The sequence below is a fragment of the Fibrobacter sp. genome (assembly GCF_017545445.1).
Taxonomy (GTDB): domain Bacteria; phylum Fibrobacterota; class Fibrobacteria; order Fibrobacterales; family Fibrobacteraceae; genus Fibrobacter.
Window position 1 is genome coordinate 71,051 of the sequence record NZ_JAFWOM010000138.1, and the last position, 22,540, is coordinate 93,590.

Consider the following 22,540-nt stretch of genomic DNA (forward strand, 5'->3'; position numbering starts at 1 on the left):
TATAACATGTTTAATAAAAAAGGTGTTTCTCTCATAACAGTCCTTATGTTTATGCTCGTCGCGACTATCGCAGCCACGGCGACGTTTAAATGGCTTACTTCTGAAAATAAATCATCGGCTTCTAGAATGGAAATCCAGGAGGCGAGTCAAAGTGCTGCTGCCGGCATTCGAAGTGTCCGGGCTTGGATGACGAACAACGCGAACGAAGTGGGCGCAGTTGTACGTCAGTATATTTTGGGCGGAAAGCAGCCCATTTCGCTCAACAGTCGTGTGAATGTCATATCGAATGGAAAACAGAATTACAACGTTTGGCTTGCGGGTATAAGTGAAAATAATGGCGCATATAAGTTCAAGGTTGTCTCTGAAGGCCTTTCTCGCCAAAATTCAAAATACACAGAAACGGCCATCTTGAATGTATCCGGCCTTTATCAAGTCGCACCTCCAGTTGATCCGCTAAAAAGACCACGCTTGGGTTTTGATTATTCGTATTTTGGCAGTTCTGTTAGAAACGATGGTGATATTAAAGTTTCTTCTATGATTATTAATGGGGATTGGCATGGCAACCCGAATACGGTCGATAGAAACATTGTTATTACCGGTAAGACGAGACTTTCCGGTAACGAAATCAAGATATTAGGTACAGGTTGTATTGGGGGTGACCTCTATACGGATAACGGAATGGAAGCGAAAAATCTTTATGTCCATGGAACCGCTCGTGAGTTTGGTACAAAAAATGAAGATGGAAAATTTGGTATATCACGCCACGCTTATTTTGACGGAATTGTTGAACATTCCAGTAATGGTGATAAAAAATTTGTTGTCGGTGGAAACTTGACTATAAAAAACCTTTTTAAAACTCACATGGGTTCGGGGAGTTCTCCTGTTACGATTGATGGAAATCTTTGCGTTGACTCCACAACATCTCAAATCCAGCTGGGCGCATCACAAAAAGCTCCAGCATTCGTTTATAATTGGACTCCTTCATATAACGTTCCTTTTACAGTAAGAAAAAATGTCTATGTAACGCATCCTAGAGCATTTTATGCGAGATCCGGTGATTTTTCCGATAATTATTCGAAACTTATTCTAGGGGATTCTTCGAGTTCAAAACTCTATATTCCAGATGCTTACCATTCTAGCAATTATACAGGACTGCGCGCTTCTTTTCCCGATGCTTTTGTAGATGTGAGCAGTTCTGATAATAAATACTATTTCTATGTATATCCAAGTGACCCATCTTCTGTAAAAGCGGGGACTAATTATGAATATGGTGATGATAATGTAAAGAAAACTTCTCCATATTGCAATGCTTCTGATAATCCGTCTTGCCATGTGACTCCTTGGTTTTTCTCAAGGGCCTCGAGTGAAAATATATTCCAAAGAGAACCGTCGGAGCCGTTTGATTTTGTCCGGGATGTCGATTGTGCAGATTCTGTCAAAAAAGTTTGTGATGCAATTTGGACGAAAAAGCAAGGGTGTGATAACTCTGAATTTAAAGTCGATGATATCCTTGTGACGGCATACAAAAAATTTAATACATACGCTGATAGTGGGTGTGCTCACGATATTACCAGTATGGATGATAAAGATTTTGTCATAAAAATGAATGATTGCTATAAAGAAACGAAAAATGATGCCACTAAGAAAAAAACTCATTTTTATAATGACTATCTTGTCGTGAAAGTTACGGCTACGCAAAAAAATAGTTTTGATGATGCCACTGATGCTAGTGAGAATAGTTATAGTACTACGAATGGTTATGTGAATATCTTGAAGGGCAAATTTATTATCATCATCACTAACAAGCCTAGTGGTGGTGAAATGAATCTTCCTCCAACAGACTCCATTGGCAAAAATTTCGTACTTCTTTACTTAACGCAGGGAACAGATAAAAATACTACGATTAATGGCATCGATTATCAAAGATATAATTATTTTATTTATACAAAAACGAATGTTGGAGAGTCTAAAATTACCCCTACTTGGGATGGAAAACCCGAGATAACTCCATATGGAGGATTCCTTTTCAATCATGCCGATTTTCATGGCTCGATTTATGCCGCTGCTTCAACATGTGCTAAAATATCGCGAATTAACAATGCTGAACCAATGGTTTTCAACCAAGAACTTCTTGACGACCTTTGGCAAAATCGGGTCATATGCCCGACGGCAGATTTCACGGAAGATAACTGCGGTGGAGGCGCAACGAGTTCATCTTCTTCTGCAGGGCCTACAAGTTCTGCTTCTGGTGACGAATTGATTGGCGGCAAGGACCCTTATTTTGTCTCTATTGCACCCCAGTTGAATGTGTCATTGGAATCCCAATATAAATCAACGGAATCTACACCTACAGAAATCAATGAAACAAACAATGTAGGCGGCTCGATTATTGTTATGCCTCGCATTGTTTATCTTTCAAAAACTCCTAAAGGTAAATTAACGGATTATATTTCTGTTTTGACATTGAATGTGGCCAATAAATCAGACCGAGAAGATAAAACTAAAGGTACGATAAGTAATTGCGATGCAATCCCCACATCAGGAAAGCTTAATGCAGGCGGTGAATTGACATCGGGGCGTTACAAGTGTATCTATAATCCGCAAAAAAGCTACAGTCCGGTACCGTTCTATGTTGTGGTGAGCGATGAGACTGGAGAACAGCCTGCCGTTAATTTCAAAGAGACTTCGTCTGAAACGATTCGATCAAAAGAAACTACTCTTGTCAAAGTTCGTATTGACGGGACTACGGGTACAGATCCCATCAGATTCCATTATTCGATAGATGAGTCTGTTCTTGAATATTCAGGGTGGACTATAAGTACGGCAAGCACGGATTTGGCCGGTGTTAAAGTGACTCAGCGTGATAGCAGTAGTGGTCACAGGCTCTACTTTACGGTAGAAGTTTCTCCGAATACTGAAGCTCAAGAGGTGCCTATTTTAAAACTGTCCACAAACGAAGACCCTGCTTATGGGGACATGTATATTGATTTGATTCCTCCTACAGAAAACTGCTTGATAGGAACCATAACAGAACATCATATTATGGTCAGAGGCCGTGCGAACATAAACAGGGCTTCGATCAGTGATTATTGCAACAAGAGCGGTATTGATTGCGAAAATATAGCGTGGGGTAACACGACTTTGGCCGAAATGAATAGTCGTATGAATTGCGCCGGCGTGGAAGGTTTGGAGTGGGTGACCGCTCAATGCAGAAGCCGTAAAGTAATTATAGAGAACGAGAGTTGGAGTTGCTTGACCGATGACCCCATTACGCTTGTTAAAGTAAATGAAAATGCTATTCCTTCTCGTTGCGAAGCGGCTGTCATCCCGGTTGGTGATAGCAATAAAATTGAAAATGCCTTAGGTGGAGAATCATATAATCTGTATGCTTCTCTAAAATGGAGAAAGGTTAAATTAACTATTAAAGCTAAGAATGCAAACGAATTGAACGGATCTTTTTCTGTTGGAAGTCTCAATGGAATACCTGAATGCGCAGAATCGGAAATAAAAAGCTCTGAAGGTTGTCAGCGTGATGTTTATGTGGGCGCTGTTCCTCTAAGGCTATATGCTGAAGGTGATTTCCAAAAGTACTTTAGGGGCTGGAAGTGCAGTCCGGACAGTGCTGTAAACAATTGCTCTACTTCGGAGTCTCCAGAAAAGAACAGATTTGATATTGTAATGTATGGACCGCATACCCTTACAGTGGATTTTTCGCCGGAATCCCATTGCTATTACGATGATTTCGATAACGAATATACAGAATTCAAATCGACGACAACCGCATTCTGTGCTTCTGATGTGACGACTTGTGTGGATACTTGCAATGTGGCTCCAAGCAATTCGGGTGCTTGCATGCCCAAATATGGTAAACAGCTGGAATCCAACTGGCTTATGACTTATCACAATAAAGGCTCGGGAGACAATGCGACTTACGTGGCTCCAGTCATAGATCTTGATAAAGGCTACATTTACGCCTCTCCGACCCAAGACAAGCCTTCGATTCTTTTAAGGAACAAGGGCGTAGGACATAATGGAACCATGTTCTCCCTTGTGCAGACAGGTGTAATCAGTCAATCGGATACAAAAGATTTTCTGAATTCGGGACTTATATTCAGAAGCAATGGCAACAAGCATTTAGTTTTAAATGTTTATGGTGCCAACAAGGAGAATAATTCCGCAGAATTGAGATTCCGCGTTTGTAAAGTCGAAGGTCAGTCTATTAGTAACGGGACTAATTGTCGAACGGTTGCAGCTAAGGAAAGTGCAAATTCGATTACTATAACGAACAATACCTTTATTAAAGTGAAGCTTGTTGTTGATAATAATTCCTTGAAAGTCACGGCTAAGGTCGATGAGAACTCTTGGGAAGGCGAACTCGATATAGCTGAGTTTGGGACTAACGATCCTGCTTATACATACGTTGGCTTGAGTTTGGCGGACCCTGATTTTAGAGTGTATGACAATGGCTGGACTTCATCTGCTTTGGACGATGCGTGCCCGGCTTGGGAAGTTCCTACGGTAACCTGCCATTTTGATGATAAAGTCCCCTTGCAAGAAACCGTAACTCCTTTTGTGACTTTATCGACGACTTGGTTTGAGGATAGAAATTGTGTTAAGAAATTCTATTACAATGGATGTGATAATAGAACATCGGATCAAGTCAGTTGTGGTTATCCTGGAGAGATTGGGTCTGAACTTTATAATGATGCCGGTGAATATGTCTTTGAACAAGAAGGAAAGCATGGTGTCCTTAATAGTGAAAACAAACGTACAAAAGCTGCGTTTGTCAAAATGGTATGCCCTGGCAATGTTAGTAGCCTAGATCTCGCTCAAGATTACGACTGTGGCGAGTTTACGGTTGGTGATCCGAGTTATTGCTTGAAGGATGTCGAAATTATAAAAGAAAATCATTATAATATTTTAAATGGACAAAATGTGTTCAGCATTGATGACGAAAAAGATCAGAATATGTATGGCGCTGAAATTCATGTCCATATACGCAAAAACGCTGGTCTTCTTGATCCGCTTCATCAACAACAGGATCTCGGTGCCAATTTGACTATTCAGCTTGAAGATGCAAATGGCGTTAGGAGCTTGTCTAGATCGTTTAGCTCTGCTACGGATGTCGAAAAAATTACTAACGACATGATTACGGCGAATACTCTTGATTTCGATCTACAGCATGTAACAAAAGTTATCATCACCAGCGATGCTGACATTACTGTTGACGAATTGCGTATTCACTCTAATTGTAGCAACAAGCTGGATCTTAAATGCGAAAAAGCGGAATTGCGCCTTAATAGTAATGAATGGGTTATTAAAGTCAACCCACAACCCCATGAAGTGACATGTTCTTATTCGTCCGATGATTCTAACATCAAGTCAGAAAATGATGTGAGTTGTAATGATCATCCGATGATGTATGAAGATGGTCATGAATTTGATTGGGCGTTTAAGAATGATTCTACAACATTTACCGTTACTGCGAAAAAGAAAAGCCCTGCGGGTAAAATCCTTGCAGAAGCCACTTGTACAGTTAAAGGTAAAAAAGATGTGGATACAAAACTCGATTGTGGTATAGGCCGTGAAGATGAGCACACTAAGTCGAAAACCATTTCTTATGGTTCGACCGCACCGAATTTCTGGTTCAAGTTTGGAAAAAAAATAGTTGGAGCCAAGAGTGTTCCTTACACAGTGACTTTGCCAAGTGATTTATCTGAAAATTCAAGAGAAGAGGGCCGTACTTCAATGGGAACGACGCAAAATATCCAAACCATTTCTAGTGCAGTTCCTTCTGCTGGTGGACCATATACATATAATGTAGTGATTGATGCTGGAGATAATCCTAGCTGTGAAGCAAGCTTCAGGGTCTCAAGTACAAATACGACTTGTAGTGTTGACGATCAGGGTAAGTTTACTGCAAATATTGAAAATCCGGATAATGCGACTTTCTCTTACAAGATTATAGTGACAAACCGCCTTGCCGCCCCTCTAAAAAGTGCAATTGGGTCTAGTGCAGAAACTTCTCTTCCGCTTTCCCTCGAATATTCACCTAATCTAGATGGTAAGTATTATTACTTTGTTTATGTTAACAATAAGCTGACTTGTAAGGATTCTCTTGACTATAAATCTAATTTCTCGCTTACATGCCCTGCTACCATTACGGACCAGGATCCGAGCAGCACCATTAAAGCGGAGGTGAGCGCTTTGTTAGATGGCTCTGATTGTGGTGAAAAATGTTCTTATGAAATAGAGGGAAAATCATCAACAACAGATCGCTCGGATGGGAAAATTTATGTATTGTTTAGTGATGCAAATGCGACTGGCACGGGAAAAACATATACGGTAAAGGCTAAAGCAGGTGTAGGTCCCTTGGCAAAAACGCAGACATGCGAGTTTACAGTCGATTTTATACCGCTTTCTGTTACGTGTCCTGACGACATAACTGACCAGAATCCACGTAATCCCATTGTTGTGGGCGACTATAGTGCGAAACCTTGCGGTACAATGTGTACGTATAAGATATTCGATGAAAGTGGCAACGAAAAAACATTCAACGGAACGTCGTTCAGTGATCCTGATGGTGTTAATACGAAGGAATATAAGCTAGAGGCTAAGAACTCTGGCGATGAGGTTGAGTCTTGTACGTTTAAAGTGACGTTTAAGGAAACTCAGGCTTCGATTTCTGTGACTATAAATTATCAAAGTGATGAATACACGTTTAAACCGGATGTTGTGTATAAAGTAAAATGTGGTAAGGTGAATAATTCAGAACGATACCTTGTTTGCATGACGTTGGATAACACCACGCATACGTTCTCTTATGGAGGCTCTAGTGCTACGGCAAATCCTGGCTATTGGAGCAGCGAAGCTGTATGTCGGTCAACAGAAACAGAATTGACCACAACAAAAACAATAAAATGCAAGAATGATTATTAACAGAAACAAATAAAGCTCCCCTTCGGGGGAGCTTTTTTTTGTATAAAAAAAGAGAATTTCGTAAAAAAATGCAAAGCTCAGTTTTTGCTGATTACAAAAAAATATAAGTAAATGAATTTTTACAATACAATAAACTCTTGAATAAATTTGATTTTTCGTACAAAAATGTGTTTCTTTTATGATGTTGAAAATACAACATCGGATTGGGAATCTTTTTTCTTATTTCTATATGTTTTGTTTTTTTTTCTTTATTTTAAAACTTATTTTTGAGCCGGAAATACGAGTTAAGGAATTGAGATGAATTTTATCAAGGTAAAATCCGGTTTTACCCTTATGGAGTTGATGGTTTACATTGCTCTGCTTGGGGTGATCGTGCTTATTGCGGGTCAAGCATTCAGTGATAGTGCGAGAATGCAGGGCCGTGTGCGTGGCATGTTGCAGGCAAACGAAGTCGCCGGAAATGTAGGTTCATTGCTAAAAGAAGACATTGCGCAGATGGGGGCGAAGGGCTACGAAGATGCCGTGTCAAAGAACCTTCTCAAAGAAGATGATGTTTATATAAAAGAAACGGAAGAGGATTCCTCTTCGTATATCATAACAAAGGATGATGGCGGATCTGGACTAGACAAGATTACGATGCGGCGCCTTCGTTATAAATCAAATGGCGATGGCGATTTTGAAGCTGTTGAAGAGGTCTCGTGGTTTGTAGAAGACGGCACTCTTAAAAGAGTGTGCAGGACTATTAACGGGACGGCAGATGCTGATTATTGTCCAAATGAGAATCCTAGACCGGTATCGATTGCCAGTGGCATCAAAAAATTTGAAGTGATTCCTGCAGAACCTGGCGTAAAGGGGAGTGAGTCTTATGTTTTGCCTTCGACGGATCCCACTGTAACAAATTTCAGGTTAGTTCCTCGGTATGGTGTTGATAATTTGGCCTTCTTTAAGGTCAACCCGGAGGAGGGCGGCGCGGTCATAAGTTTATCCGGTTTTGCGACGAACTACGATTTTCAAAGTGAATCGGTCAATGCAGATGGGAAAAATGCTAACCAAGTGTTTTTTGCAGAAGCAAATGGGACTGTCGGCAACTGGCAGTCTTTGTGCAAAACTGTAACGTTGGATTCCAACGCGGAGTACGAGCTTTCATTTTCCATGCCTTATTCTGGCGATGGAAGCCGGTTGTTCCGTCCGGGGCATGATTTTATGTCCGTTGGATTCCGGTATAAGAACGATGCCACTCGTCCTAGCGAAATCAGCGATTTTTCCTTTTATCCACCTACAATGGCGGGCCCCTCGGAACTGGACCGTTTTTTCCGGTTTAGGGTAAAGAATAAAATTCCTGGACTTTGCTTGGTGTTTACGTTCGCTTGTTATTCTCCCAGTGTTGCAAATGGGATTGTCAAGATCGCAAACGTTGCTTTGAAGAAGGTGGAATCCTCTAATTATACATTCAGTGGCAACGCGATCGAAATTTCAGAAAAGAAAAATGTCAAAGCGATGCGTGTGAATTTATCTGTGGGTGTTAATGGTGAGTTAAGCGATCTTTCTTTAGTGATCCCTGTGCCTAGTAACGGAACTAAAGATTAATGTGGTATTAACGAGGAGTGGTGAGATGTCTTATTCAAAGAAGGGTGTGTCCTTAATAACCGTGCTTCTTTTCATGCTTGTAGCGACGATTGCTGCAACGGCGACTTTCAAATGGCTTACGTCTGAGAATCGCTCCAGTGCATCCAGGTTGCAAAAGCAAGAAGCGTACCAAATGTCCATTGCGGGTATTGAAAATGCTCGCGCTTGGATGTCCAACCATGCCAACGAAGTTGGTGCCATCGTCAAGCAGTTCTTTGACAATAACAAACCGGTATTGTTGAATCCTGTATTGCATAATTTGAATCGCGATGGACAAAGTAATTCTATTTGGCTGACGGCTGTCGATACTTCAAATGTCAGTTCGTATAAGTTTAAATTGATTTCTAAAGGGACGTCCCGTAACGGGGCTGTACATACGGAGGCCGCGATACTCAATGTCAGTGGCTTGTATCGTGTAAAAGTCCCTCAAGAAAGCATGAATATCACGTTCAACAAGGCGTTCCATGGCGGAAGCGAAGGTATTACGGGTGATGATGCTATTGGTTCGGGAAACATCAACGGAAACTGGACTTACAGCAATAATCCTAAAATCAAAGGAGACATGATTGTTACGGGCTTTGCAGAATACGGTTCTGCGATGAACCACTATGGTGATTTTTATTTGGCAGGCAATTTAGAAAATAAAGCAGGTTCGACGACATACGGTTCTGAACCTCCTTATGATACAGTAGTTGTTTACATCGGGGGGAATGTCACATGCGCAAATGGTCAGTCCATAACTGTATATGGTGATTTATATGTAAAAGGCGATATTAGCAAAGACTGCAAGGTCTATGTTTCAAGGAATTTTACCTTTGGCGGGCATATTCTTAGAGAGAATGATTTTAATGTGGATGTAGGATGGAACTGGGTCTTTACTAACCAAAATTCTTATCCTGAAGAACAGCTTGAATTGACGCACTATGTCAACAACAATACCAAATTTAGTATCGGTAAAAATCTCTATTTCCCATATAAAATAAAAGCGCATTGCAGTGAAGGTAATAATTGCGGCGATTCTGAAGGCAAGCGAGGATTTGTTGTAGGCGGTGATGTTTATCAGTATGCCAGTTCTCCATTTGTTATAGAAACTCAGCAGGATCATAAAGTTTATGATTTTGGCGATACTCCGATGGCGTACGGTGTCTATATGGATGGATACACTCGGCCTTTTGATAGTTATGGTAGGGATTTTTGTAACGATGACAGAAAAAATTGCAAAAGAGGGCGAATTTTCTCGTTTAATGCAAATAACATTCATACACACCAACGTATTTCTAGCTGGAGTCCGACCGATAACGTTTTAAAGAATATTCCTGACTATAATTCTGGCGAACGTGTATGGAAATATTGGTCGAGCATCGATAAATTGAACCGTTATGGAAGAATGATCAAAGCGTCTTCTGGCTCGGACCCTGGACAAATTCCTCAACCGATTTTGACGAAAAATGAGGCGGATTGGAAAAGAGCCAAGGCAAATACTGTTTGCGGTTTAGGAGATAGCTTTGACTTTACGGATGACGTCATTAAAAAATTAAATAGCTGTTATTTAAACAAAAAAAACAGCCTTTATAATGGTTTCTTGATTATTGAATGGAATGACCCGTTTGGAATCGAAGGTGATGTCAGTGAAAGTCTGGATGGAAAATTTGTTATTTACGCACCAGAAGTTGTGGGGCAAACGAAAATACCTCCTACGACACCGGGTAGCATAGTAATGCTCTATTTGGAAAAAGGAACGAAGCTGGGTGCCGATGGTCAGCTTCAAGGCCGCAAAGGTTTCGAATACAATTACTTTATCTTTTCTAAGGGTGATATTGGCGAAATCAACAATCTCCATATTAAGGGTAGTGTTGTCATGGCCAATGGCAAAAAGTTGTTGAAATACCAGGGTGGATGCAATCTTGAATATAACGGTGATGTTTTGACAGCCCTGCTTACAGCGGGTATTATTAAGGAAAATCCTGAATATACGTCGTTAGTGACGGGAGAAACGGTTAGCGAAGACGATATAATCGCTGTGGCAACTCAATACGATTCCTATTTTATTGCGACCTCGCCGCAACTTGGCATTTTGATGGAATCTCAATACGAATCGAAGGAAAAAGTCGAGGAATCCGGCGATAACGCGGCTGAATCCATTGCTCCTTCTGCCATTATTCTTCCGCGTGTGATTTACTTGACCAAGGATCCTGTAGGTAAACTTTCTGATTATTACAGTGTTGTGTATTTGAACGGTCCAAGTGAATCGGGTTCTACGAATGTTTCTTGCGATCCTGCTTTGAATACAACCACTAAATTGTACGAGAACGGAAACCAATTGACTAAAGGGATTTACAGTTGTAAATACAATAGCTCCACTTATGGGAATTTGCCGTTCTATGTCGTTGTCAACGGAGAAACTGGAACAATTCCGACTGTTAGTTTGGGGACTTCCACTCAAGAAATTACAACTGATGGCGCGGTAACGGTTTCGGCTATTGTGGGGGCCTCGACTCGTGCTGAACCTATTAAAGTCGATATTTCCGTATCCAAAGCTCCTGATGGCTGGACTGTAACGCCATCATCGGGTGTGTCAATGACGCTCCGTAGTAGCTCAAATGCAGAAAATATTTACACATTGACGTTGCAACCGAATATTTCTGAAGTTGATTTGTTTACGGTGACGACTAATTCTGCTGCAAGGCAAGGGAGTGTGTATTTCCATTTAATGACTCCCATGGAAGGGTGCGCGATAGCCTCGCCGTCATCGGAACGTGTTATCATGACAGGCTATGTGACGGTCCAGAGAGGTTCCATTAGTCAATACTGTAGTAAAACGGAAAACCAGACCATTTGTCTTGAAAAGCCCTTCAATGAAATCGTCAGAGCGCCCGATTGCGATAATTTAGTTTCGGGTGAATGGATAAGGGCTTCGGGAACAAACGTGACCGTGATGGAAGAAAACAATAAATGGAATGTGGGGGTCAATACGGCTATTTCTTTGAAGGGCCAAAGCAACATTCCGAGTTATTGCGAACTTGTGTTGCCGACAGAGAACAACACTATCACGAATACGGTGGAAAACGGCGAATATATGCTTTACGCTTCACTAAAACGAAAACAGTACGCATTGACGGTGAAGACAAAAGACATTGGCAATGATGGTACCCATGTTAATGTTTTTGCCAGGAGCGGTAATGAAGAATATCGGGAAGTCACTTCGGATAATGATATTTGCAAACACAACAGTGATGGGGATATTGTTTGCTATGTCTATGCCGGATGGAAAGTAAAGGCTAGCTATACCTTGGATGGCGAAGACGGGTTCTCTCGTTGGGAATGCGATGGCTATAACTGCCCTGTTCCTGCATCGACGAGCGGTGAATTTGAAATACCGCTAATTACGGCAAACAATACGCTTACCGCTGTTTTTAATGATAAAGACAAACATTGCTTCTACGAAGACTTTACGGATTTGACGGCATTCTGTTCTGGAGGTAGCAATACGAAATGCATTAACACTTGCGAAGGTGGAAATGGTTCTTCTTGTACCGTGTCCGGCGCAAATGCGGATTGGCAGCTCATGTATCCGAACAACAGAAATGGCGCAAATATCGCTCCCGCTATTCAAAATGGGTTCATTAAGTCGGGCAGCGACATGCTTAACGAAAGTTCGACTATTATTTTAAGTACCAGAGAGGCCGGTATTCATGGCACCATGACGACCATGATACAGACTACGATTTTGGAAAATAGCTCCAAGAGCTTGAATTCTGGCTTTATATTCAGTTCTGATGCCACTGCAAGTTCGTTTACGTTGTTGAATATTTATGGCAATGCGGCTAATGGAAAGACCTTGACCGCTCGAGTTTGTCAGGGTTCTGCAAGCATCCATTCTGTGAAGAGTGAAAACTGCACGAATACAACTTTCAAAACGGCTTCTTCGGGGGCGATCAGTTTGAATTCCGAAGACATGATCAAATTGAACATTGATCTAACTTTGTCGAATAAACTGGAAATTACCGCTACCGTGGATGGAAAAATAGCTTTTGCCGAAATGGATATTTCGTCTTATTTAGGTTCGCGTGACGAGCATGCCCGTTATGTTGGATTTAATATATCCGATCCTTCGTTCAAAATATACGATATCGGCTGGAGTAGTTTTTATTTTACAGAAGAATGCTTTGAAAATCCGAAAATCAATTGCTCCTTTGCTGCAAATTATATAGGCGGTATTGTTCCGAAGAACAAGGATGTAACGCCATGGGTTGGCGTCTCTAGCTGGTACGAAAAACATAATTGTACGGTGTCTTATTACTACAATGGATGCGATAACGGTACTGGAAATTCTGTGTATGGATGTAATGGCCGTACTTTCAATAAAGAATGGTTCAAGTCTTGGCGGGAAGAATATGACGTAAATGGCAATTATTTTGGTGCCTTATTAGACGATTCAACGTATAATTTCTCGGAAGAAGGTGCTCACGGTACGGTCCAAGAATATTCGTACAATAATATTAATATGCCTGGGAGAAAAATTACTGTAAAGACGGGCATGAATGATGCGAAAGTCAAAATTTCCTGTGAAAATCAACAAACCAGTCTCGATGGGACGTGGAGCAGTTGTGGTGCATTCTGGGTCGGCGAAATTACGAGTTGTTCGCAAAATGCAGAAATCCTTAGTTCTAATTCGCCTCAATATGCAAACGCTGACGAAGAAATTGAAATTCCTGTCAATGATCACGATGGAATTGTCAATCTCCGCAGTTCGACGTTATGGATCAATATTTCAGAATTTGCAGAAACGGAAAATGATAAAATTAATTTGTACTTGAAAGACGAAAATGGCGTTCTCAGTCTTCCGCGAGAAATCAATGCAAACGGAAACCAATCCTTTGATGTAAACGACATGTCGAATGTGGAGTCTTTTAACCCGCAAGCTGTAAAATCAATTGTGCTAAAGAGTTCGCTCTATCCATATCGAGTGAATACCGTCATGTCGTCTTGCCCGAATGCCTTGGGCATAAGCAACTGCCATGCTTCATTTAACGGTATTTCTTGGAATTTGACTTCAACGATCACGAACATTGAAGGTGCTGCTGCCAACGGATGTTCTGTTACGGATGGCATCAACACAAAGTTGGACAAAGTCTCTTGTCCTAGTGATGGTTCATTCGTTTTTGTAGATGGTGATGATTTGTACAATTATGTCAATTCTACTGGGAACGCTGTTGAACGTACTTTTGAAATCAAGGCGGTAAGCAATGATGGTGGCGAAGTTAGCTGCTTGACGGAGGCTGTGACTATTTCGCCGATTGATGTCACATGTAGTATTGATAAAACTGTGGTGGAAACGGGTGAAGGTATGCCGTCGTTGACGTTCTCGTTTACGGGATGCCCGAGTTCTGGTTGCGAATATACTGCAAAGGTTGAAGGGCGAGAATCCGTGACGGGGACTGTTTCTGCTAGCGGTTTTTGGACTCCAACCCTCAATAACCTTCCGGCCTTGCCGATTGGCGATTATACTTATTACGTGAGCGTGTTCGGCGGAGACGCTAAAGAATGCGGTACGGTGACTGTCGCGAACGCAAGTGCTGCTGAAGTTTCGAATTGCCAGCTTGAAAAGAAAGAAGAACATGGACCAGGGAAAGAGATACTCGAACACGAAGATTATGAATTTACGGCTGATGTTGTCCCTGCTACAGATGGCTCTGAATGGAAAATTCAAGTTGTTGTTTTCGATCCTCTCGGTAAAGAAGTCCAAAAGGAACCGAAAGAGCCCATGAGGGGAAAAGGGGAGCATTTTGATCAAAAGATTCACAGAAAGGGTATTACTTCTGGTTATTCCGCACAACTTTATTTGAACGGTGTTGCCGTTCCGGGATGCCATTTGCCATTCGATAAAAACGCTTCTTCAAGCAGTTCTACGGCAATGAGCAGTGCCGAAGAAGATGTTTCGAGTAGTTCCTCTGATTTGAACAGTTCTGCATCGACTCCCAAAGTGGTGTGCCCTGGCACATTTGCAAATCATTATCCAGAAGATGAAATTGATGTTAGAAGCGCGAAAATTAGAAATTGCCCTGATGAAGATTGCAAAATTGACATCTTGTATGGTTCTGAAACGAAAAATTCGAACAATGAATTGACATTCTACGATTTGAATGCCGTCGGGAAAAGAACTTACACTTTGAAAGCCACTAGTAATGGCAACAGTCATCAGTGTACTTTCGATGTCCATTTTGTATCGAAAATAGAAGTGACATGCCCCGACGATGTTGAAAATCAGAATCCGGCGAAACAAGTTCCTGTAACGAACGCCAGTGTCCGAAATTGTAATCCGTGTACGTATAAAGTCGTGGATTCGTATGGGGAAGAAAAAGGCAGTAGTGACCGTATTAATTTTGCCTTTGACTCTCCGGGTCCAGGGGCTACGGATGTTCGGTATTATACGTTTGTGGCATCTGACAACAAGGGACATTCTAGTGATTGCTCTTTCAAGGTAACGTATGTGCCGCCCATAGAATTGACATGCCCTGACGATGTTAAAAATCAGAGTCCCACCGATCCGATTCCGCTAAACGGAGCCTCTGTTGAGTATTGCTCTAGTTGCAGTTTCCAAATTTTGGATGGAGCTTCTGTGAAGAGTGAAGGCTACGATATTGGCAGTCTTTCGTTCACGGATGCTAATGCTTCGGGAGAAAGAAAATACACGTTGAGGGCTACAGATCAGAATGTTAGTGACAGGTCTAAATCGTGCACCTTTAAGGTTAAGTTTGCAAGTACAGCCTCCGGAGACGTGAAGAATACGGGTCCGATTAATTGCGAATTTAGCAGCTTTGAAATTTCGCTTGGTGAATCGGTTAATTTGACGCCTAATTATGATGGTGCTTGCCATAATTCGACATTTACCGGAACTGGCGTCGTCAATGCGCCGAATTGCAGTGGACTTTATACTGTTACTCCAGCGACTGTGGGAACCCACACATATACGTATAGTGTAACAGGTGGTAGCAATGGTACAGCTTCTTGTTCTGCGGATATTGTTGTGAATGATGTTGAAGTATCGGGATCTGTCACGATTACTTCGCGCGACGCTAAAACGACTGTGCCTTGCCGATATACTGTAGAAGTTTCTACGATGACGGAACAATATAATTCGACGTGGCTACGTTGTACCGGTTCTTTTGATAAGGTTGTTGGCGGTAATTCGGCGGGTCAATATAACGAAGTCCAAGTTCAGGTTTGCGATGGACATGGTTATGGCGAATCGGAAAGATCGTGTACAGGAACCTTTACGACGGATTGCTTGCCAGGACGTTCTATGACGTGTTGGGTCGGAAAGCAATAAACGGGTTGATTTAAACGCTTTTGCTAGCAGAAGTATTTTTGGCTTAATTTTTAAAGCTCCCCAGCAGGGGAGCTTTTTCGTATAAACAGAAAACCACCAGCTCACTGGTGGTTCAAAAGTTTTTTCTTAGATTACGGTTTTTATCCTTTCTTAAATTTTGCGAGGAACGTTTTTGTTTCGTTTGCGACGATGCCGGAGAGCAGTATAAGTGCTATTAAGTTCGGGAATGCCATCAGTCCGTTGAAAATGTCGGCACTTGTCCAGACCGCGCTAACAGTGAGATAAGGTCCGATGAAAATTGCAAAAATATAGAGCCAACGGAAGGCGAGGATTGCTTTTTTGTCCTTGTGGCCAATCAAGTACTGCAAACATTTTTCGGAGTAATATGCCCAGCCAAGAATCGTCGTGAATGCAAAGAATACAAGAGCTATCGCGAGGAAGTAGGGGGCGATTGCGGCTCCGCTTGGGATAATTGCAAGCCCGCGGGAGAACGCTTCCATCGTGATGTTCACGCCTTCGAGTCCAAGCTTAGGATCCCAAGCGCCGGATACGACAATTGCAAGGCCTGTCATCGTGCAAATGATAATCGTATCGAAGAAGGTGCCTGTCATGCAAACCAAGCCTTGGCGTACCGGCTCTTTTGTCTTTGCTGCTGCGGCTGCAATCGGAGCTGAACCGAGGCCTGCTTCGTTACTGAAAATGCCACGGGCGATACCTTTTTGCATGGCGATGAAGATGGAACCGACGGCGCCGCCTGTGATGGCGGAAGGGTTGAATGCCGCTTGCACGATCGTCTGGATGGCGATCGGAATTTGTGCGAAGTTCAAAAGCAGCAGGAGCAGGCAAGCGAGGATATAGACTATTGCCATGATGGGGACGATGTAGGTCGAGACTTTGGCGATGCGCTTGAGTCCGCCGATAATCACGGTTGCAGAGAAAATGGTGACCAGGAGTCCTGCGATTGCCGTAGTGACGCTTATGGAGTTCCCGCCGATATTGACAAATTCAATGGCGCCTGGAGTGAGGCGTGCCATAGCGCTTGTAATACCGTTCACCTGCGTGATGGTGCCAATGCCAAAGAGGCCGGCGGCCATGCCGAAAACAGCGAATGTTACGGCAAGCCATTTCATGTTCCAACCGAAACGCTCCTTGATGCCCGTTTCGATGTAGTAGAACGGACCTCCTAAAACTTTGCCGTCGCTTCCGACTTTGCGGTATTTGACGGCGAGCAAACCTTCGGCGTATTTTGTCGCCATGCCGAGGAATGCTGCTACTTCCATCCAGAATAAGGCGCCTGGGCCTCCAGTGCCGATAGCTGTTGCAACACCGACAATGTTACCTGTGCCAATTGTCGCGGCAAGCGCCGTGCAGAGTGCTCCAAAGCTGGAGACTTCGCCCGTGCCGTCTTTTTCGCTGTGGAGCATGAAACGCAGCGCGTTGTGTAAGTTTAAGACTTGCAAACAGCCGAGCCGGATGGTGAGCAATATGCCCACGAAAAGAATGACGACGATGAGGGGGACGCCCCACACGTATCCGTCAATCGAATCGAGAATGGAATTTAGTGTTTCCATAAATGTTCCTAATTGTGATTGATGAATTTATTTGACAGTAGTAAAAATAGAAAACTCTAGTAGTCTGCGAAAATAAGGTTTTAGGAACGTCATCTTGGAGCCGAAGGCGACCGTGCCCAAACCCCATACCTCTAACCTCTTAATTTTACGGGATCCTATCGGTTTCTGCGAACCCTTCAGGATGACACCTTGCACACTTCCTACTGTTTACTAATCACTAACCACTAACCACTGTTTACCGCCTACTTCCCACTAACACTACCGCTCCTTGTGCGGCTTGAAACAGCAGGGGAATATAGCCTAAGAGTCCTGCGGAGAGCACGACGGAAGCAGGAATTCCGAGAATTCCGGTAAATAGGGCCACTTGAGTCCCTTCGCGGACACCAATGCCATTTAGCGAAATGGGGAGCATCGAAACGACGATGGTAATGCTCGTGAAAACGACCAAAATGCTAATGTCGATAGTTTCGCCGACGGCCTTAAAATATGCATACGCTGTGAACAGCGTCAACAGCTGCAACCAAAGCGAATCCAGCGACGAAAGTAAAAGTTGTTTCTTGTGCTTTCTGTAAATGGAGAGACTTGTTTGTAACTTGGGAATAAAAGTAAGCTTGTTCGTGATAAAATGAGGAATTGGAAACTTGTCCGAAAAAAGGCAAAGGACGATAAATGCCATGCAGGCGAAGAGCGCCACCGTCATGACTAGAGTATAGCCCAATGGAATTTCTGCCTTGTTCAGTGCAAAAGGGAGCGCGATAAAGAAACACAGGAACATCGCTAGCAGTCCTTGGATGCGGGAAAGCAAAACTGCGGAAACCGATTGACTCGTCTGGTTGAATTTTTTGCCGAACGCAAGCGACTTGACGGCATCGCCGCCGAACCCGGTCGGGAGCAAGTTGTTGAAAAAGTAGCCCATGGCCGTGTAGGCGTAGTATGTTTTGAATGGAATTTCTGGCCCTTGCACCGAAAGCCCTTTCCAGCGGTTCGCTTGAATAGCCATGATAAGCGTTGCCGCAATAAGCATCGCGATAATCCACGGAGTCATGCCGATGTTCCAGTTTGCGGCGACTTCTGCTAAAGGTATTTTGTAAAAAATGTAGGCAAAACCACCAACACTTACGAGAAGTTGGATGATTCGCTTGACAAATAGCCTCTTGCTTGCCTTATCGGTTGCCATTAGCCACAATAATAGCTTTTTTTTACGAAGGAAAAATTTATATTTAAACAAAAGAGGTTTTTATGTATCCGAATAAAATTCGTTATGATATCGCGATGTTGGTTCCTAAAGATGCCAAAAGTGTTTTGGAAATAGGGGCCGGTTCTGGCAAGAACTGTGTTATTTACCCGAAAGATTCCTACAAAGTGGCTATTGAACCCGAACAAAGAACGGACTGCCAGACGGCAGATAATTTTCCGGGCGGTTTCAACGAATACCATCATGTGTTATACGAAGACTATAAAGAAGACCGAAAGTTTGACCTGATTGTCATGTGTGACGTGTTGGAACATGTAAATGATCCTGTGGATTTAATCAATTTTTGCAAGAATCACTTGACTCCGGAGGGACATATCTTGTTGTCTCTCCCGAACTTTATCTGTGTCGAGAATATTCTCAAGATTATCATCACGCGTGATTTCCGCTATGTCAAGGTGGATCAAGGAGAAAAGGCCTTGGGTGTTCTAGACATCAACCACAAGACCTTCTGGACCAAGAAAAGCTTTATCCGTTTTGCCAAGGAAAACGGCCTTGAAGTCGAGCGTATCGTGGGGATACGCAAGCAGTTGAAATTTATGCCGAATATTTTGAGTCACCTCAGTTATATCCCGTTCCAGTACGGTTTTTTGACCAAAATAAAGAAATAAATTCTTGTCTTTTTAGTGGAAAATTATTATTTTCTTAATACAAAAAAGGAGAAGGTATGAAAAAAAAATATTTAATTCCCGCTGTTGCTTTGGCAACGTTTGGTGTAATTGCGGGATGTTCCTCGAATTCGGATGATTTTTCATCTCCGGTTTCAGCTGGTGATAAGCAAGTTTCGTCTGAGGGAATTGCTGTAGTCAATGTTCAGGACGCTAAGGCCCATATGGCCCTCTACAGACGTTCCGTTGTAGATTCTCGTCAGTTTGACGCTTCGACTTCTGAAGAACTTGAAAACGCTTCTGTTACGATTGACTCTACGTTTGAAAATGGCAATATTGCGGTCAACGCCGATGTGACAGTTAAGGACGATTCCACTTATACAGTTGCCTCGGCTGGTGTTGATGGCGATGGGGCCGCTTGGATTGTTCAAGTAGAAGATGGGGCGGTTGTTTATTCTTGGCGAGACAAGGCAGATGGCGAATGGAAAAAGTTTGAAACGGATAAAGTTTGCGATAAGAACAAACTTAACAATATCCGCGTGGAACATGCCGAATCGGTTGTTGTCATCGTGGTGAACGGCAAAATCGAGGGGGCTTTCCGTAATGGCGCCGAAATCTCGGTGAAAGGTAAGATTACAATCGGTTTCGATAAGAAAGAATCCGGCAAGTGCCATTGCAAAAATGGTAAAATCGACCAAATTGACGTAGAAGTCGTGAAGGATATCAAGGATACGGTTGAATCTGTGGTAGATACCACCGCGACTTGCAAAACTTCGCCGAAGGGCTGTGGGGACGTTCATGTCGAAAAAGGCGATTCCTTGAAACTCGATGAGACTTGGATTGCCGAATGGAGCTTTAATGATTCCGCAAACGTGGGCCTTGATGTGACGGGCCACGGGCACAATGCGGACGTGACCGAAGGTGCGGTTTCCGCTGTTGATGGGATTGCTGCTTTTGATGGTCGGTCCGGTTTCTCGGTGAAGCTTGATTCTAAAATCAAGATTAACGATTTTGTCGTGGAAGCACGCGTAAAGCCGACCAAGTTTGGCACTATGCAGAATATTATTGTGGCCGAACCTCCTGGAAGGGGCGTTGACGGCTGGCAGCTCCGCATTGACGAGGGCGTTTTGACGGTCCACTTGCGCGATGCTGAAAAGGATGGCGATGACTGGAGCATTTTCCCGGGTGAACGCATGGCTCTCGATGAATGGAACGACATTCGCTTGGAACGCAGTGCCGATAGCGTCAAACTTTTCCAAAATGGCAAGGTTACGGTTGCTGCCGCTTATAAGGGTGACTTGACCCAAATGGCCTACGATTGGAGCATTGGTTATGACGGCATGCAGCAGAATTTCCATGACCGCTATTTTATAGGTGAAATGGATTATGTTCGCTTTGGCAAGCTCGGTTCCTTTACAGAAGGTTCTGTGACCGAAAAGGTGGAAAAGCCGCTTGTCGCATGGGAATTCAACGAGCCTACGTTTGTGGGCCTTGACCGCATGGCTAATAACTCCACGAAGTATTTGGTGGGTGAACCAGAAGTTGTCGATACGACGGTTGTTCTCGATGGCAAGTCTGGTTTGGTGGTTCCGCTTTCCAAGACGTTCAAGCGCAATACCTTTGCTGTTGAAGCTCGCGTGAAACCGACCAAGTTTGGCGAAATGCAGAATATCATCGTGGCAGAACCTCCTGGACGCTATGGCACTGGCTGGATTGTTCGCCTCGACAATGGCGTGCTTACTGTTCACTTCCGTGACGAAGACGTTGATGGCATGGAATGGAACCTCTATAAAGGTGACAAGCTTGCTCTTGATGAATGGACTAAGATTCGCGTAGAACGCACTGCCGATTCCATCAAGGTTTTCCAGAACGACAATTTGGCAGTGAAGGCGGCAGCTAAGGGCGATGTGTCCGCTTTGGGATATGACATTGGCATAGGTTACGATGCGATGATGCAAGCAAAGCATAACCGTTTCTTTGTCGGCGAAATCGACTATATCCGTTACTACGGATTGTAGTAATTTGCTTTGCATTTAATCTATATTTGAAGGGAACTCCTGTTATGGAGAGCCCTTCTTTTTTTGGATAAAATTATGGAAATAGATGTTGGCATAATTAACTATAATGGCGGTGATGAACTGACGAAGTGCGTCAACAGCTTGAAAGCTCAGACAGTGCCTGTCCGGGTTTTTGTTTTTGATAACGCTTCATCGGATAATTCTATCCAGCTTCTGAAAGAGCGGGGGCTTGATTGTAAAATCATCGAGAGTTCCGAGAATTTGGGTTATGCTGGCGCCTGTAATGGACTTTTGGAACAGATGAATTCTGAGATCCAGGTGCTCTGCAATATGGATTTGGAGTTTGATCCGACATGGGCCGAAAAATTGCTCCAGTGCTTTGAACGCCATCCGGAATGTGGTTCTGTCGCAAGTCTTGTGATGGAAAAAAGCGGCGTGGTGAATGCTGTCGGGGTGCTGTTTGGACCGGACCTTTTTGCTAAAAATGAGGCGAGCGGTTTGAACATTGCGGATGCGGATGTTCGCGAAAAAGATGTCTTTGGATGCTATGGCGCCGTGATGAGTTTCCGCAAGGCGGCTGCACAGGCGGCTGGCGAGATGGATGCGAGTTTCTTCTTATTCTTTGAAGAAACGGAGTGGTATTTTAGGCACAACTTGGCTGGTTTTAAGACTGTTTTTTGTCCCGAGGCGAGGGTTTATCATGAACGCTCGATGACGACGGTGCGCTATTCCCCGCTGAAATTATTTTATTCGGAACGCAACCGCTTGCGCTCGGCAATACGATTGTTGCCGTTGGGCGATATCCTGAAACTCCCGGTGCGCGGCTTTGCGCGTTATCTAAGCATGGCGAAGGGCGGTGTCCCTGGGCAATCCGGCGACGGAAAAAAGCTTTCGAAAGTTGCTATTTGCAAGGCTCTTGCTAAAGCCTGGTTGCAGGCTTTGTGCATGTTCCCGAAGGAATGGGCCACCCGCAAAAAGTACGAACGTAAATATGGGAACGTGACGGGAAAAGTTCGCGAACTCCTTGCCACATATCCTTTGCAGGAGAAGTAGAACATTAGATGTTGGTGATGGGCACGGTCACCTACGGCTCCCATTCAGGTATGGGGTATGAGGTTGTTGTAATTAGAAAAGCTCAAAGTGCCCCAGAGCGAAGCGTGCCCATAGCCCAAAGCGAAGCGCGCCCATAGCTATTT

Annotated in this window: 8 protein-coding genes; 6 read left to right on the plus strand and 2 right to left on the minus strand. The window is 43.3% G+C overall.

Annotation, left to right across the window (positions count from 1 at the left end; genetic code table 11):
- The first annotated feature begins 6 nt into the window (after positions 1-6).
- The 3 genes from IKG78_RS15910 (at position 7) to IKG78_RS15920 (ending at position 15,895) form a co-directional block, all read left to right on the plus strand.
- Positions 7-6,939, plus strand: coding sequence for a hypothetical protein (locus IKG78_RS15910; protein WP_290945276.1), 6,933 nt, complete (start codon positions 7-9; stop codon positions 6,937-6,939).
- 297 nt (positions 6,940-7,236) lie between these two features.
- Entirely contained in the window at positions 7,237-8,526 is a 1,290-nt protein-coding gene (locus tag IKG78_RS15915) for a prepilin-type N-terminal cleavage/methylation domain-containing protein (RefSeq protein WP_290945278.1), read from the plus strand.
- Between the two features lie 25 nt (positions 8,527-8,551).
- The gene (locus tag IKG78_RS15920) at positions 8,552-15,895 is read left to right on the plus strand and encodes a hypothetical protein (protein WP_290945282.1); all 7,344 of its coding nucleotides are present in this window, start codon (positions 8,552-8,554) and stop codon (positions 15,893-15,895) included.
- A gap of 140 nt (positions 15,896-16,035) precedes the next feature.
- Here IKG78_RS15920 and IKG78_RS15925 read toward each other — a convergent pair whose 3' ends face one another.
- Together IKG78_RS15925 and IKG78_RS15930 are read right to left on the minus strand one after the other, a co-directional pair.
- Positions 16,036-17,466, minus strand: coding sequence for a sodium:alanine symporter family protein (locus tag IKG78_RS15925; RefSeq protein ID WP_290945284.1), 1,431 nt, complete (start codon positions 17,464-17,466; stop codon positions 16,036-16,038).
- A gap of 235 nt (positions 17,467-17,701) precedes the next feature.
- The gene (locus IKG78_RS15930) at positions 17,702-18,643 is read right to left on the minus strand and encodes a lysylphosphatidylglycerol synthase transmembrane domain-containing protein (RefSeq protein WP_290945286.1); all 942 of its coding nucleotides are present in this window, start codon (positions 18,641-18,643) and stop codon (positions 17,702-17,704) included.
- A gap of 62 nt (positions 18,644-18,705) precedes the next feature.
- Here IKG78_RS15930 and IKG78_RS15935 point away from each other — a divergent pair, with 62 nt between their 5' ends.
- The 3 genes from IKG78_RS15935 to IKG78_RS15945 all read left to right on the plus strand — a co-directional run bounded on the left by IKG78_RS15935 (position 18,706) and on the right by IKG78_RS15945 (position 22,397).
- The gene (locus IKG78_RS15935) at positions 18,706-19,329 is read left to right on the plus strand and encodes a class I SAM-dependent methyltransferase (RefSeq protein ID WP_290945288.1); all 624 of its coding nucleotides are present in this window, start codon (positions 18,706-18,708) and stop codon (positions 19,327-19,329) included.
- A gap of 56 nt (positions 19,330-19,385) precedes the next feature.
- On the plus strand, positions 19,386-21,344 hold the full coding sequence (locus IKG78_RS15940) for a LamG-like jellyroll fold domain-containing protein (protein WP_290945290.1): 1,959 nt from the start codon (positions 19,386-19,388) through the stop codon (positions 21,342-21,344).
- Positions 21,345-21,419: 75 nt separating this feature from the next.
- On the plus strand, positions 21,420-22,397 hold the full coding sequence (locus IKG78_RS15945) for a glycosyltransferase family 2 protein (RefSeq protein WP_290945291.1): 978 nt from the start codon (positions 21,420-21,422) through the stop codon (positions 22,395-22,397).
- Positions 22,398-22,540 lie beyond the last annotated feature (143 nt).